General features: G+C 44.2%; 11 protein-coding genes. 5 read left to right on the forward strand and 6 right to left on the reverse strand.

Going from position 1 to position 15,272, the window contains the following annotated elements; translation table 11 throughout:
* Positions 1-108 precede the first annotated feature (108 nt).
* Positions 109-2,760 (forward strand): T9SS type B sorting domain-containing protein, encoded by a 2,652-nt coding sequence (locus tag GO495_RS16165; RefSeq protein ID WP_157300755.1) that lies wholly within the window; start codon positions 109-111, stop codon positions 2,758-2,760.
* 51 nt (positions 2,761-2,811) lie between these two features.
* On the opposite strand, the gene trxA is transcribed toward GO495_RS16165, so the two are convergent.
* The gene (trxA, locus tag GO495_RS16170; protein WP_089786735.1) at positions 2,812-3,129 is read right to left on the reverse strand and encodes a thioredoxin; all 318 of its coding nucleotides are present in this window, start codon (positions 3,127-3,129) and stop codon (positions 2,812-2,814) included.
* A 138-nt stretch (positions 3,130-3,267) separates the two neighbouring features.
* Entirely contained in the window at positions 3,268-6,903 is a 3,636-nt protein-coding gene (gene dnaE, locus GO495_RS16175) for a DNA polymerase III subunit alpha (protein WP_157300756.1), read from the reverse strand.
* A 193-nt stretch (positions 6,904-7,096) separates the two neighbouring features.
* Here dnaE and GO495_RS16180 point away from each other — a divergent pair, with 193 nt between their 5' ends.
* Both GO495_RS16180 and GO495_RS16185 read left to right on the forward strand, forming a co-directional pair.
* A complete protein-coding gene (locus GO495_RS16180; protein ID WP_157300757.1) occupies positions 7,097-7,720 on the forward strand; it encodes a C40 family peptidase in 624 nt (207 codons plus the stop codon).
* Positions 7,721-7,743: 23 nt separating this feature from the next.
* Positions 7,744-8,706: a glycosyltransferase gene (locus tag GO495_RS16185; protein ID WP_157300758.1), complete on the forward strand. Its 963-nt coding sequence runs from the start codon at positions 7,744-7,746 to the stop codon at positions 8,704-8,706.
* Here the strand turns inward: GO495_RS16185 and GO495_RS16190 are convergent.
* Positions 8,588-10,087: an oligosaccharide flippase family protein gene (locus GO495_RS16190; protein WP_157300759.1), complete on the reverse strand. Its 1,500-nt coding sequence runs from the start codon at positions 10,085-10,087 to the stop codon at positions 8,588-8,590. The two genes, GO495_RS16185 and GO495_RS16190, sit on opposite strands and share 119 nt — an antisense overlap.
* Before the next feature lie 90 nt (positions 10,088-10,177).
* Between GO495_RS16190 and GO495_RS16195 the strand changes: the two genes are divergently transcribed.
* Both GO495_RS16195 and GO495_RS16200 read left to right on the forward strand, forming a co-directional pair.
* Positions 10,178-11,107, forward strand: a complete 930-nt coding sequence (locus GO495_RS16195) for a glycosyltransferase family 2 protein (RefSeq protein WP_157300760.1) — start codon at positions 10,178-10,180, stop codon at positions 11,105-11,107.
* 7 nt (positions 11,108-11,114) lie between these two features.
* Positions 11,115-12,119, forward strand: coding sequence for a glycosyltransferase family 2 protein (locus tag GO495_RS16200; protein WP_157300761.1), 1,005 nt, complete (start codon positions 11,115-11,117; stop codon positions 12,117-12,119).
* A gap of 244 nt (positions 12,120-12,363) precedes the next feature.
* Here GO495_RS16200 and GO495_RS16205 read toward each other — a convergent pair whose 3' ends face one another.
* The 3 genes from GO495_RS16205 to GO495_RS16215 all read right to left on the reverse strand — a co-directional run bounded on the left by GO495_RS16205 (position 12,364) and on the right by GO495_RS16215 (position 15,211).
* Positions 12,364-13,086, reverse strand: a complete 723-nt coding sequence (locus GO495_RS16205) for a superoxide dismutase (protein ID WP_157300762.1) — start codon at positions 13,084-13,086, stop codon at positions 12,364-12,366.
* A 163-nt stretch (positions 13,087-13,249) separates the two neighbouring features.
* Positions 13,250-14,251: an NADP-dependent oxidoreductase gene (locus tag GO495_RS16210; RefSeq protein ID WP_157300763.1), complete on the reverse strand. Its 1,002-nt coding sequence runs from the start codon at positions 14,249-14,251 to the stop codon at positions 13,250-13,252.
* 156 nt (positions 14,252-14,407) lie between these two features.
* Complete coding sequence (locus GO495_RS16215; protein WP_157300764.1) at positions 14,408-15,211, reverse strand: SDR family NAD(P)-dependent oxidoreductase; 804 nt, start codon at positions 15,209-15,211, stop codon at positions 14,408-14,410.
* Between the last annotated feature and the right edge of the window lie 61 nt (positions 15,212-15,272).

Genomic DNA, 15,272 nt, shown 5'->3' on the forward strand with positions numbered 1-15,272 from the left:
TAAACGCAAATTGTATGATTTTCTTATTATAGGGGGATTATTAATATTGTACTATTTTTAGGGCGCGGACACAATATATAACAGACCCGGCCCGGACTACCTTATACTATGAATAGATTCTTACTGAGCATTTTCATATACCTCACTTTTTTTATTACTAAAACGTATGCCCAGGCCAGTTTTACGGCTCCTGATACAGTATGCGTGAACAGCCCCGTCACGATACAGAATACTTCAGTAGGTGCATCAACGTATTTCTGGAATTTTTGTTCCGGGAGTTTATATGGAACACCGGATTTAACAAATCTTGGTAATGTAGGCAATGCACAGAATATGTCAACGTTCATGGCTACGGCAAAAGATGGGAATAACTACTATGCTTTTGTGACCAACCTGGGATCTGCCTCTTTACTGCGACTGGATTTTGGCACTAACTTACTCAATACGCCTACCGTGACCGACCTGGGTAATTTCAACGGGGCGATACCCAATAATACAGAAGGATTGCAGGTTGTAAAGGATTTGGACGGATGGCATGTGATTATAGTGGGAGGGGCCTCTGTGGCGGCTGCCTGCATTATGAAACTGGATTTTGGTGCAACACTTTCCAATAACACGCCGGTAGCTACTAACTGGGGAAATATAGGCGGAATGAATTACCCGGTAGATCTTTATCTTTTTCAGGATGGAGGTAACTGGTATGGACTGACAGTCAACTTTTATAATAATACGGTCACCCGTTTTGCATTTGGCGCCAACTTCCGGAATCCACCGGTGGGTACAAACTTTGGTGGAGTAGGAGGTGTGAATATGCCTACCGGTATTTTTGCCATACAGGAAAATGGGGAATGGCATGTTTTTGTGGCGAATGAAGTAGACAATTCCTTATCCAGGCTTGATTTTGGTAACTCTCTCACAAATACGCCTACAGGTGTAAAACTGACAAACCCGCTGTTGAGTGGCCCAAGGGATTTATGTATCATACATGATTGCGGTGGCATCTTTGCTCTGGTGGTGAATCACTTTTCCAATGAACTGGTAAGACTTGATTTTAACTCGGATATTACCAGTATTCCAACGGCTGTTTCATTGGGGAATGGCGGCAATCTGAGTTTCCCGCATTCCATATCCACCATCTTCAGGGAAGGAGATAATCTGTATGCTTTCATTACCAATATAGATAATAATACGATTACCCGGCTGGTATTCAAGAGCTGTACGAGTTCCAGTATCGGCTCTTCCTCACTGGCTGTGGCGCCTCCTGTTTCGTACAGCCAGGCGGGTACTTATACGGTACACCTGCTGACGAATGAGTCCTTACCCGATCAGACCACTTATTGCAAGAATATCGTTGTGATGCCCACACTGGCAGTTGACCTGGGTAATGATAAAGCGATTTGCGCTGGCACAACGTTATTACTGGATGCGGGTTCTCCGGGTAACAGGTACCTGTGGAATACAGGCGCTACCACACAAACGATTCCGGTGACGACAACAGGTACTTACAGCGTGACTGTCACCAATGGTGGTTGTACGGCCACTGATATGATTAAAGTCACTGTTTCAGATCCTATGGATCTGCATACACCTGTTGTTACAAATATTGATTGCGGTGTCCCTTATGGAAAGATAGAAGTGCATCCTACGGGTGGCACACGGCCTTATACTTATTACGTGAATGGAACAAACAGGAACAGTGATTCTGTTTATAGTCAGCTTACAGTAGGGAATTATACAGTGAGGGTAGTGGATGCATCTGGTTGCGAAGTGTCAGTGCCACTGACTATCACAGAGAATACGCCCGGTATTATCAGGGCAACAGGGACTGGTATTTCCCCTGAATGTTATGGGGTTACCGATGGGACTATTAATATACAGGTACAGAAAGGGACCGCGCCTTTTGAATATGCGATTGCAGGGCAGCCATATCAACCCGGCGCTTCGTTTACCGGCCTGGGAAGCGGAACGTATAAAGTGTATATCCGCAATGCTGTTTGTATAGATAGTGTGATGGTCACACTGACCACGCCGCCAGCGTTTACAGCTGATGTAATAACAGAAGATGAAATTTGCGAAAGAGGGAATGGGAAGGTCACTGTTAATGTAAGTGGTGGCACTACTCCTTATAATATTTACTGGGATAATGTACTGCAAAACAGTAATGTAATAACAGGATTATCGAAAGGTAATTATGCCTTGTCTGTAACGGATGCCAATAGTTGTAATACCGGTTCATCTGTCGATATCAATAATATCAATCTTCCACCTGTACATATCAACAATCATGATACGACGGTGAATATAGGAGATATAGTAGCATTGCATGCTGTGAATGCGGTAGATTACCAGTGGACACCTGCGGAAGGATTGAGTTGTACGGATTGTCCTTCTCCATTTGCACAGCCTTTAACGCCTGTTACTTACATCGTACATACAGTTACCGGATTAAATTGTGTACCGGCTGATACGGTCACTATCCACCTTACTTATAATCTCTCTTTATATGCCCCTAATGCCTTTTCTCCGAATGGAGACGGGGTGAATGATGTATTCCGTGTAAAGGGTAAGGGAGTGGCTTATTATAGCATGAAGATCTATAACCGCTGGGGGGAGCTGGTTTATCAAACCAGGGATATGAGTAAAGGCTGGGATGGGGCACTGCAGGAGGTGGGAGAATACGTGTACATGATAGAATATGCCTTTTACGGAAAGGAGACTACCAAACTGATGCAAAAGGGAACGGTGACCTTGGTAAAATAAAAAAAGCGACCCGGTTATCCGGGTCGCTTTCATATATAATTATATGATTTATTACAGATTAGACTGTATTTTCTTTTCGAGTACAGATCTTGGTACTGCACCTACCTGTTTGTCAACTACCTGACCGCCTTTAATGAAAAGGATAGCAGGAATGCTGGTGATACCATAGTTGATAGACAGCTGCGGGTTCTGGTCCACATTTACTTTACCAACGTTTATCTGACCTGCGTAATCTTTGGACAGTTCTTCGATAACCGGACCGATAGCGCGACAAGGACCACACCATTCTGCCCAGAAATCTATCACGCTCAATTTATCTGAGCTTAACACTTCCGTCTGGAAGTTCGAATCTGTGAATTCTAATGCCATGATATTTTAATTTATGATTGTTGTTATTCAATTTGTGATTACTATACTTCAAGAATTAAACCGGATCTATATTACTGCTCTTTTGACATGCTGGTTTCGAATCAAATACAGGGTGCAAGGTAGTGCTTTTTTGATACCCTACTTATTGATTGTCTCTATATAAATATCGATATCCCGCTGTTGGGTCAGATAGTGTGCCAGCTCATCATTCATCTCTATATGTTTGTTGAATGTGTGCAGTTTCACGGCCATATCCTTATCCCTGTCTATCAGTTGCAGGTACAATTCACTGGCGCCGGGATATTTGGCGATATTATCTACAATAAAATCCACGAACTCCCGGGTAATAAATTTAGGCATGGTCACTAAACCTACCTTTTTGGTATGCGTTTTCTTTACTTCCTGTAGTAACTGGATCCCGTTTACTTTGAATTCGTACTCAGCATCATTGAATCTTTTTGCCTTAAAACCACCATTTACGAACAGGCAAAGCCCTGTTTTCAGATAGGGTGCAAAGCGGATAAAGTCCTCACTCCAGAGGGCAAATTCGAACTTGCCGGAGTAGTCCTCTATCGTCATAATGCCAAATTGGCGGTTGTTCCTGGAGATCCTTTCCTGGGCGCCGGTAACGTACACAGCCAGGCGGAAATTCCTTTCCCTGCCGGCCCGGGCATTACCTGGTGTGGCCAGATCGGCCTGGTATTCTACCAGGTCCTGCACGGTATTCATGTTATAGAAACGGCTCTCAAAGCGGTAATCATCCAGTGGATGCCCCGAGATGTAGATACCGGTTACTTCTCTTTCATTATTCAGTTTGAGGATCAGCGGCCATGGATCGCAGGGAGGGATCTTTGGTGGCTCTATGTCCGGTAAATCATCAGCACCGAACAGGCTGCCTATTGAATTGGAGCCGGCCGCTACCTGGTTACCGAATTTCACGATTTTGTCCAGGCCGGTAGTGTTATCATTTTCCGGTTTGAAGAAGTATTGTGCACGGTGCAGGGCAGGGAAGCAGTCGAAAGCGCCGGACATGGCCAGGGCTTCCAGTGATTTCTTGTTGACTGCACGCTGGTTCACACGTTTGATCATCTCGAAGATGTTCTGGTAAGGCCCGTTTTTACGTTCTTCCAGGATGTTTTCCACGGCCGCTTCACCCACACCTTTCAAACCTGCCAGTCCGAAACGGATCTGACCCTGTTTATTCACGGCAAACCCTTTGAAGGATTCGTTCACATCCGGCGGCAATACGTCTATGCCCATTCTCTTCGCTTCTTCCATGAAGAAGGTGATCTTTTCAATGTTGCTGGCGCAGTTCAGTACTGCCGCCATATATTCAGCAGGGTAGTGTGCTTTCAGGTAGCCGGTCTGGTAGGCCACGAAGGCATAACAGGTAGAGTGGGATTTGTTGAAGGCGTAGGATGCGAACGCTTCCCAGTCGGTCCATATCTTATCACAGATCTTCAGGTCGTGCCCGTTAGCGGCACATCCTTCCATGAACTGTTTCTTCATTTTATCCATCACCGCCTTCTGTTTCTTACCCATCGCCTTACGGAGTACGTCGGCATCTCCTTTGGAGAAGTTGGCCAGTTTCTGGCTCAGGAGCATCAGCTGTTCCTGGTATACGGTGATCCCGTAGGTATCGTGGAGGTATTCTTCCAGTTCCGGCAGGTCGTACGCTGTTTCTTCCAGTCCGAGTTTACGTTTGATAAACAGGGGGATATACTCTATAGGGCCCGGGCGGTACAGGGCGTTCATGGCGATGAGGTCATCGAACCTGTCGGGTTTCAGTTCACGCAGGTATTTCTGCATTCCCGGAGACTCGAACTGGAACGTGGCGTTGGTTTCACCTTTCTGATAGAGTTCGTATGTTTTAACGTCGTCCAGCGGGATATCATCAATAGAGATCTCTATCCCGTGGTTCATTTTAATGAGTTCAAGGGCGCCCTTGATGATGGTGAGGGTCTTCAGACCCAGGAAGTCCATTTTGATAACGCCGGCGCTCTCGATGATACTACCTTCGAACTGTGTCACCAGCAGGTCGGAGTCTTTTGCGGTAGACACGGGGATAAGGTCGTAGAGGTCCTGCGGAGCGATGATGATACCCGCAGCGTGGATACCCGTGTTACGCACGGAGCCTTCCAGTACGCAGGCCTCCCGTAATACTTCCCCCTGCAGGTCGTCTCCTTTGATCAGTTCGCGGAGTTTACGCACATTTTCCATGTCTTCCGGTCCCAGTCCTTCTTTTTCCACCAGGCTTTTATCACCTTCCATCGGAGCGTTGAAGAGGCGGGCCAGCTGGATACCGGGTTTATCCGGGACCATCTTAGCCAGTATATTGGATTCTATCAGGGGAAGGTCCATTACACGCGCCACGTCTTTGATACTCATTTTGGCGGCCATGGTACCATAGGTGATGATCTGTGCTACCTGGTTCTTGCCATATTTCTGTACAACGTAGTCAATTACTTTCTGGCGGCCTTCATCATCGAAGTCCGTATCGATATCCGGCATGCTTTTACGTTCCGGGTTCAGGAAACGCTCAAACAGCAGGTTATATTTAATAGGGTCGATATTGGTGATACCGATACAGTATGCCACGGCAGAACCTGCCGCAGATCCACGGCCGGGGCCTATGAATACGCCGAGGTCGCGCCCCGCTTTGATAAAGTCGGATACGATGAGGAAGTAACCCGCAAATCCCATCTTTTCAATAACGTCCAGTTCGAAGTTGATACGTTCTTCCACTTCGGCCGTCATTTCACTATAGCGGGCATGGGCCCCTTCCATGGTGAGGTGACGCAGGTACTGGTCCTGCGTAAAGAATCCCGCAGGGATAGGGAAGTTAGGGAGCAGGATATCTCTTTTTAAATCGAGTAATTCTACTTTATCCACTATCTCATTGGTATTATCAATAGCTTCCGGGAGATCGCTGAAAAGAGCGGTCATCTCTTCGGTGGTCTTGAAGTAGAACTGATCGTTATAGAAAGCGAAACGTTTGTTTTTAACGGATACATCGTCATCAGAGAAATCCTTCATACTCGGCGTACTCTTTTTCTCACCGGTATTGATACAAAGCAGGATATCATGAGCGTTGGCATCTGCCTGGTCCACGTAGTGGGAATCGTTGGAGGCGATGATCTTCACATTATGTTTATGCGCGAATTTCACCAGTGATTCATTCACTTTGATCTGTTCCGGAATACCGTGGCGTTGCAGTTCCACGTAGTAATCTTCCCCGAAGATGTCCAGCCACCATTTGAATTCATCTTCGCCCGCTTCTTCTCCTTTTTTGAGGATAGTACGAGGTACGGAAGCGCCTAAACAGCAGGTGGTAGCGATAAGACCTTTATGATACTGGAGGATCAGTTTTTTGTCTATACGGGGATATTTACCGTACAGGCCTTCCATATATCCCAGGGAACATAATTTGATGAGGTTACGGTAGCCTTCGTCGTTTTTTGCCAGGAGTACCTGGTGATTACGGATATCTTTTTCTTCACGTGTGAAGGCCCGTTTAAAGCGGTCTTCCACCACATAAAATTCACAGCCTACAATAGGCTTTACTTTCAGGCGTTTATCTTTTGGATCTTCCGGGTTCAGTTTATTGTTATACGCCTCTGCCACAAACTGGAATACGCCAAACATATTCCCGTGATCTGTGATAGCAAGGGCCGGCTGGTTGCTGGACATTGCTTTCTTGTACAGGGATTTAATGTCTGCTGCACCATCCAACAGGGAGTATTGAGTATGAACGTGTAAGTGAGAGAAAATCATCCTGCAAAAGTCCGATACTTAGAGCAGAATAAAAATTGAAGGAATGTAAAATTATCCACAATGGTGCATAACAAAATGAATTAGTCAAGTTCGTTAACTATCTAAGGCCTGTTATCCAAGCTTTTATATTATGATATTATAAAAAACGATTATTTTTAGTAACTTGGCTCCAATTTTAACCAAGCAGGGATTTATGACAAGGAAGGAACCTTTATGGCTGGCATTGATGATGTGTGTACTTATGGTGAGTGCCTGTTCTTCTCTTAAAAAAACGAGTAACAGCACCACTAATAACAATCAGGCGCAGTTCCTGGAAGGATTTACGACCACCAGCAATTTTAAGGCAAGTACGGTGAAATTGAAGATCGTGACCAGCGGCGCCAATATTGAGACTGCCGAGTTATGGCAGTTCAAGTATGCGCAGATGCTGGATGTTCCTGTAGAAAAGGTATTAAACACTCCTTTGTATAATTTTATTGAGGACTGGTGGGCTACACCATACCGCTTAGGAGGTAAAAATAAAGAAGGTATCGACTGTTCCAATTTCACAAATACACTATTGACAACGGTGTTCCGGTACAATTCCTCCGGCACATCATCACAACTGTTCCAGAAAGCGAAAAAACTAAGCAACAACCAAATGAAGGAAGGAGACCTGGTTTTCTTCCGTATTAGTCAGAAAGACGTATCCCACGTGGGAGTTTACCTTGCCAACGATAGGTTTGTACACGCTTCTACCAGTTCCGGGGTTATGATCAGTGACCTCAATGAACCTTACTGGAAGAAGTACTATGCAGGAGGCGGTAGAATTGAGTAAGAAGACATTCTAAAAATTTGCGAATGGTATCTGTAATTATTTGCTCCGCGAATAAGAGTCGTTTAGCCCTTGTGAAGCAGAACATTGCTGACACCATCGGTACGAACTATGAACTTATTGTGATGGAAGATGCAGCATCAACCGGCATCTGCGACGCCTACAACCGGGCTGCTGAAAAAGCCCTTTATGAAGTACTCTGTTTTGTCCACGACGATGTAGCTTTCCAGACGCCAAACTGGGGTAAGCTGCTCTCAGATCATTTTGAACGGGATGAAAAGCTGGGCCTGTTAGGGCTTGCCGGCAGCCGTTATAAGAGTAAGACCTTATCCGGCTGGTGGACAGGCATCCGGGCGGCCGACTGCTGCAACATTCTTCAGCGTAAAAGAAATGGCGATCACCGCCGGTTCCTGGCCCGTCCGGAAGGATTGACCGGGGATGCTGTTCCTGTGAGGACACTGGACGGTGTGATGCTGGTGATGCGTAAGAAGGTATGGAAAGAGATCCCCTTCAACAGTGAAAAGCTGAAAGGGTTCCATTTCTATGATCTGGATATCAGTTTGCGTGTATCTGAAAAGTACAAGGCGGCCGTTATTTACAATGTAGACCTGGTACATTTTTCCATGGGCCATTTCTCTGATCAATGGATCAAGGCGGCCGTTTATTTCCACAGGGAAGTATGCGCGGTCACCCTGCCATGCAGTATTGATGAGCTACCCGGAAACAATGAAGAAGCCGTCTGCAAATCCTGGTTATCGCGTCTGCGCAGGGAGAAGATCACATTTAAGGTGAAGCTGCTCTGGTGCCGGGAAAGCGGGGCCTGGGAGTTTCCTGCCAACAGGCCTTATGTGATCCGGTTTCTGGCAGCTTTTAACGCCTTGCTAAGACATTTCTTATTCTTAAGTATACATTCGTTAATACTTGCTCTACATCTTCCGATACTTTTAAACGCAACAACAGGAATGTATACAGTCCCACAAATAATATAGAGCGTACCACTATATTTAATAAGGGATTTGGCAGCCGTACTGTATAATACAGCAGGAAGAAAACGCCTGTTGGTATCAGTACGGCTATCAGTGTTTTATAAGTGAATGGCTGCAGTTTATATACTTTCCAGAGGAAGCCAAAACGGATCGTATTAAACAGGGTGATGGACACCATATTGGCAATACCTGCTCCTATTAACCCGTGACTTTTGATAAGGACATAAGTAAGAGGCAGCATACATACCAGTAATATCATGTTTGAATACAACTCGAATTTCCATTTGCGGGAAGTGATGATGATCGCACTGTTCATGCCCGTTCCCAGTTCAATGATCTTGGTGAGGCCCAGCATTAATACCAGGGGTTTACCCAGGTAATAAATTTCAGGCATGTCCAGGAACCTGAAGGCATCATCATAATTCAGCCATATCATCGTAAAGATAAAAGTAGACGCTATCAGCAGGGTTAAAGAGGTTTTGCGGTATACGCTTGCCAGCTTGTCCATATCACGGTCTTTCCATGCCTGTGAAATGATAGGGGTAGCCATGCTTGTTGCAGTACGTTGTGGTACTTCGATGACGGACGACATATACTGCGCCAGTGAAAATACGGCTGCATAATTCAAACCAATAACACTGGAAATAACGATGGCATCTATCGTTTTACTCAATATGGAAATAACATTCCCTCCTAATATGAATAATGCATAGGCCAGCATCTTCTTCCATAATCTTTTTGTTAAGGAGCTGATGCGGAAGGAGAACTGCAGATCTCCTTTATACATAAGGTATAGCAGCATTACCGCAAATAACACGGCATAATTCCAGCTGAATATCTCTACATAGGTGTGAAAGGAGATGAGCCCTGTAATGAAAAGGATGATCAGTATAAAACAGAGTATACGGTACAATACTTCCTTCAGAAAGTTGGAAAGGCCCGCCCTTCGCATATTCCATGCCTGTGATTCCAGTACCTGGAAATATACCAGGAAGAAGGTGATCGGATATATGAGATAAAAATAATTGACCAGCAGGGGCGATTTGCCGGAATACTTTTTAATGATCAGCGGTTGAAAAAGCAAGGTGCCGCCTAATAATATCAGGAAACCTACCAGCGAGAAAAAGAAAGCGATTGTCAACAGCTCACTTTTCCCTTCTTTAAGATGACTGCGGTAATAAGGAAAGAATTTAGCCACCACCGTATTACTTCCCAGAATTGCCATACTGCTGAATAGCATCGCAATTTCCAGAAGAACGATCGTAAGGCCGTATTGTGTGGGTTGAAAGTATTTAAAATAGAAGAATGTATTCAGCGCTCCTAAAAGAAATCCTATATAAATGTAAAACGTAGTAATTATACCCTTTTTCCTTATGGTACTCATAATCTGTCGGAGGCGCTGGTTTAAAAATTAAAGGTATTCATAATTTTGGATTATTTTGCTTCGCGGTCTGCCAGCAAATATGAAGTAAATATGATGAAAGTTTCCGTATGTATACCGGCTTATAAGCAGGTTGCTTACCTGCAACGCCTGCTGGACTCACTGTTGATACAAACATTCGATGATTTTGAAGTAGTGATCACGGATGATAGTCCGGATAACAGCGTGGAACAATGCGTGCAGCAATACCTGCAGCGTTTACCCATCCGGTATTACCGGAACGAACCTGCCAGGGGGATGCCGGGCAACTGGAATACAGCGCTGGACCTGGCCCGTGGAGAGTATATCAAGATTATGCATGATGATGACTGGTTTGCAACACCAACTGCTTTGGGTTTGCTTGTACAGGCCCTGGACGATAATCCTCAGCACGATTTTGCTTATGCAGCATATTATAACTATTACCTGGATAATGGCACTACAAAGCTGATGACATCTCCTGCGTATTTCAGGAAGGCGTTTCAGAAAGACCCTGTGAACATACTGCATGATAACCTGGTAGGTCCGCCCAGTGTGATGATCCATCGCAATAAACCGGCTTACCGCTATGATGAGAAGGTCCGCTGGACAGTAGACGTTGATTTTTATATCCGGCTGTTGCAACAGCGACCGGGTTTTACTTATATAGCGGAGCCGCTTTTGTATGTGGGAATGGGGAAGGAGCAGATTACGGAAGAGGTGCATGGGGTACGGGAAGTATATATCCCCGAATATTTTTACCTGTTACAGAAAACCGGGAACGGGCATTTTAAGAGTATACTGGTATATGATTTCTTCTGGCGCTTATTGCGGAATATGAAGATCCGTGATGTGAAGGATATCCGTAAAGCGGGTTTTAACGGGCCTTTGCCTGTTGTGACTACTTATATATTGAACTGGCAAAGACGCATACCTTTTTTACGTAAGGGGCCGGTTTCCAAACTGTGGATGTCCTTGTCTTTTCTGTTTGCTCCCGGTAAATAAATCAAGCATGTTATTATCTATCATCATCGTCAACTATAATACCGACGCACTTATTATCGACTGTATCGATACGATTATCCTACAGACGAAGGATACTGCTTATGAAATAATTGTGGTTGATAACCTGTCTGCTGCCGGTAGCCTGGAGAAGATCTTAGCGGCACATCCTGCTGTAAAAGGGATTCAGATGGGGTATAATGCCGGCTTTTCCCGGGCTAACAATGCCGGGTTACGGGCTGCTGCCGGTGAGTATTTACTGTTATTAAACCCTGATACACTGATATTAGACCATGCGCTGGACCGCTGTGTACAGCGTTTTGCTGCCAGTTCTCATGTAGCCTGCGGGGTACAGTTGCTGAACCCTGATATGACTACACAGATCTCCGGGAACTATTTCATGAAAGGCGGCCTGAATCATCTCTTACCCTTGCCTTACTGGGGTGGCCTGCTCCGCTGGATAGGCTATAAACTGAATACCAAAGTACCGAATGTGCAGGAAGCAAAGGCGGTGCATGAAGTAGACTGGATCAGTGGAGCCTTTTTAATGGTGAAACGCGACGTGCTGGAGAAAGCGGGATATATGGATGAGGATTTCTTCCTGTTTGCGGAAGAGGTAGAGTGGTGCAGTCGTATCCGTAAACTGGGCGTGCTGGCTATTTACGGGGATATCAACATCATCCATTTACAGGGAGAAAGTACGGGAGAAGCCTTTGATTCTGCTGAGAAAGGATATTACGGATTGTACGACCGTAAAGGGTTACAGGTGATGTTGTCCAATCATTTACGGGTACGTAAACAGTTTGGGGTTGGCTGGTATATGGTGTTATTGCTGAACTACACCTTTGCTGTACCGGTATTCTTCTTTGGCAGTATAATAGAAGGGATTTTCCGGTTAAGGAATCCTTTTAGATATATGAAACAGGTAGGTGGCCTGACTAAAAACGTGGCCGCCCTCTGGCGGTTTACCCCCACGATCATTAAGAATAAACCTTATTTTTATAAGGTATTATAACCCTCCACTTTTTCTGCTTACGCTATAAACATCCATCTCAGACAAGATATATTGCCAACGCCCTGCACGATTTGATAGAGCACATGAACACAGACCTGGTTAAGTGGGCCTGGGAATCCGGTGATGGTAGAAGTAAACGACCTCTCGGTTACGCTGAATTTGTTAATCAGGTTAAAATCTGGATTGATAAAGGTGCTGTTGTGCCACCACGGGGAGTAAACTGATATTTATTCATCAATCAACATTATCCGATCTTTTTTGCTTTATTCAAACGTTCCGCAACATTATCCCAGTTAATAATGTTGAAGAGTGTATCTACGAAATCCTGACGCTTATTCTTATACTTCAGATAATAGGCATGCTCCCAGACATCAATTACCAGGATAGGTATGGCTCCCCATTGCTGCAGTTTTTCATGGTTTTCACATTGCATAATGGTCAGAGATCCTGAATATGGCTGATAAGCCAGAATGCCCCATCCATTACCATCAATGTTCTTGGCCGACTCTGCGATATACCCTTTGAATTTGTCAAACGTTCCAAAGCTTTTTTCAATCAGCTTTAGTAATTCACCTTTAGGATCAGACTTCTTATTGGTGAGATTTGTCCAGAAAATAGTGTGTAAAAGATGACTGCCAAAATGATAGGATAACTTCTTGGTCCAGAAATCGACTGTTTCAAGATTATTATCATCAATCGCTTTCCTGATCATCTTAATATCATTATTTGCACCTTTAACAGCCCCACCATGATGAAACTGATGATGTAAATGAAGCGTTTCAGCGTCCATGTTGGGTTCAAGAAAAGATTCCGTGTATGGAAGCTGGTTCAGCACAAAAGAACCGTTTTCATCTGTGAGTTTATCCAGGTTATTTTCTTCAATGCTCTGTGCTAAGACATTGTTCGTATTTAGAATCCCAGCTCCGCCTATAAGAAGGCCGCCTTTAAGAAATTGCATTCTGTTCATATAATTTATTTATTGGTGGTCATTAAATGTTGTGCTATTACTTTCTTTAACTGCAATTTTTATATACACGTCGTTAATAAATAGAATGAAAACTAAATGTCCCACATTTTTAAACATAAAACAGCGTACTTTTCTTAAATGTTGATATCAATCAAGGTTAATTTTATTTAACCTTGATGACGACCTTGCCTTTTGCCCGTCCGCTCTCGACATAGGTCAATGCCTCTTCTGTTTCCCCGAATGGAAAGACCTTATCGACAACGGGATTTATGATTCCTGAATCAATAAGAGCCGTGATCTTGCTTAACTGGTTACCGTCCGCCCGCATAAAAAGGAAAGAATAGTCTACGTGCAGGCGTTTTGCTTTCCTGCGTACACCAAAGCTCAGCAACCTCATGACCATTTTCAGCGGCCAGCCCAATCCGATTTCTTTGGCAAAAGCAGGGTCCGGAGGACCGGATATCGAGATAAGCTTTCCACCCGGTTTTAGCACCCGTAGAGACTTTTCGAGTGTCTTGGCATCCTGACTGTTCAGTACTACATCATAATCATGCAGGATGGTCTCAAAATCGTCCTTTTTATAATCGATCACAACATCTGCACCTAGTGCTTTCACCCATTCTATGTTTGCCGTACTGGTGGTGGTTGCTACGGTAGCACCAAGGTGTTTGGCCAATTGAATGGCAATAGTTCCTACACCACCGGAACCGGCCTGGATGAAAACTTTTTGTCCTTTTTTCAGGTCTGCTTTTTCAACAAGCGCCTGCCAGGCTGTTAGGGCCACAAGGGGGATAGATGCCGCTTCTTCCATGGTAAGCTTTTGGGGTTTAACCGCCACATCGGCTTCATTGATTGCAATCAGTTCGGCAAAAGTACCGATGTGATGATCTGCAGGTCGTGCATACACTTCATCGCCCACTTTAAAGCGGCTGACTTTAGCACCTGTTTTTATGATCACACCAGCTACATCGTGTCCTAAAACAAGGGGCATTTTGTAAGGTAGAATAAGTTTAAATTCACCATTTTTTATTTTTGAATCCAATAAGTTCACGCCGGCGGAATATACCTGAACCAATACCTCATTTTCCTTTACCAGGGGTGCCGCGATTTCCTGCAGATGCAATTTCTCTTTCTTGCCGTAACGATTTACGATAAATGCTTTCATTTATTGAAGTTTGTTAAAGACTGATAAGTTTTCCTGGGATTAACTAAGCCAAAAGCTGTTTTCGGGAAAAACCGGTTGAGTCGCCGCTTCCAGGCCAATGCCAGAGGCCCCGCCTGTTATTAATACTGTTTTTCCGCTTATGATCATAACATTATTTTATTGTACACTGTTCACTCTTTTCAAAATGGAGTTTTCAAAAACACTGTACGCAAAACGTTGTAGCGTAAGAATAACGGATGAACCTTTGCCTACAGGAGAGTTAAACTTTGGATCTGGTTCATTCACAATTTTCAGTACAGTACTTATAACTGGTTCAGGCCCGGCCGCTTTATCAAATTCCTTTTTTGTGAACGCAGTAATTTTTTGCCGGAATATATCGTAGTCATTAATTTTTGCATTTGCCGCAACTGCATTTTCTCCAATGTTGGTTTTGAACCCCATAGGCTCCACCATACTTACTTTGATGTTGAATTGATTCAATTCAAATCGCAGTGATTTGAAATACCCTTCCAGGGCATGTTTGGAAGCTGAGTAGTAAGCAACATTCGGAAGCCCGATTAAACCAAGAATAGATCCAATTGTAATTATTTTTCCATGCTTTTGCTTTCTGAAATAGGGCAACAACTCATTTGTGAGTTTAACAGTTCCCCAAAAGTTTGTTTCCAGTTGCTGTCTTCCTAATTCAACAGGAGTTTCTTCGGCAAGTCCTGTTACAAGGTACCCTGCATTATTTATCAACACATCTAACTGATTAATCTGACTGAACAGTTGCCTGGCAAAAGATGTGATTGAATGGTCGTCGGCAATATCTAATGCTAATAATTTAAAGGGCAGTTTAGCTTTATATTTATCCGGATTGCGGCTGGTACCAATTACATGGTAGCCACTTTCGTGAAGCCTGTTGGCAATAAGGAGACCAAAACCTGAAGAGGCCCCTGTCACCAGAATTGTTTGTTTCATTTTGTGTTGTTTTGTATCTTTACTTGCATTTTGCAAGTGCAATATACTACTTACTTGCAAA

Source organism: Chitinophaga oryziterrae, from assembly GCF_009758125.1.
GTDB classification, from domain to species: Bacteria; Bacteroidota; Bacteroidia; order Chitinophagales; family Chitinophagaceae; genus Chitinophaga; species Chitinophaga oryziterrae.

Bases quoted from the DNA above. Each gene is read 5' to 3' on its own strand.
- GO495_RS16165 (WP_157300755.1), top strand. From the start codon at position 109: ATGAATAGATTCTTACTGAGCATTTTCATATACCTCACTTTTTTTATT.
- trxA (WP_089786735.1), bottom strand. From the start codon at position 3,129: ATGGCATTAGAATTCACAGATTCGAACTTCCAGACGGAAGTGTTAAGC.
- dnaE (WP_157300756.1), bottom strand. From the start codon at position 6,903: ATGATTTTCTCTCACTTACACGTTCATACTCAATACTCCCTGTTGGAT.
- GO495_RS16180 (WP_157300757.1), top strand. From the start codon at position 7,097: ATGACAAGGAAGGAACCTTTATGGCTGGCATTGATGATGTGTGTACTT.
- GO495_RS16185 (WP_157300758.1), top strand. From the start codon at position 7,744: ATGGTATCTGTAATTATTTGCTCCGCGAATAAGAGTCGTTTAGCCCTT.
- GO495_RS16190 (WP_157300759.1), bottom strand. From the start codon at position 10,087: ATGAGTACCATAAGGAAAAAGGGTATAATTACTACGTTTTACATTTAT.
- GO495_RS16195 (WP_157300760.1), top strand. From the start codon at position 10,178: ATGATGAAAGTTTCCGTATGTATACCGGCTTATAAGCAGGTTGCTTAC.
- GO495_RS16200 (WP_157300761.1), top strand. From the start codon at position 11,115: ATGTTATTATCTATCATCATCGTCAACTATAATACCGACGCACTTATT.
- GO495_RS16205 (WP_157300762.1), bottom strand. From the start codon at position 13,086: ATGAACAGAATGCAATTTCTTAAAGGCGGCCTTCTTATAGGCGGAGCT.
- GO495_RS16210 (WP_157300763.1), bottom strand. From the start codon at position 14,251: ATGAAAGCATTTATCGTAAATCGTTACGGCAAGAAAGAGAAATTGCAT.
- GO495_RS16215 (WP_157300764.1), bottom strand. From the start codon at position 15,211: ATGAAACAAACAATTCTGGTGACAGGGGCCTCTTCAGGTTTTGGTCTC.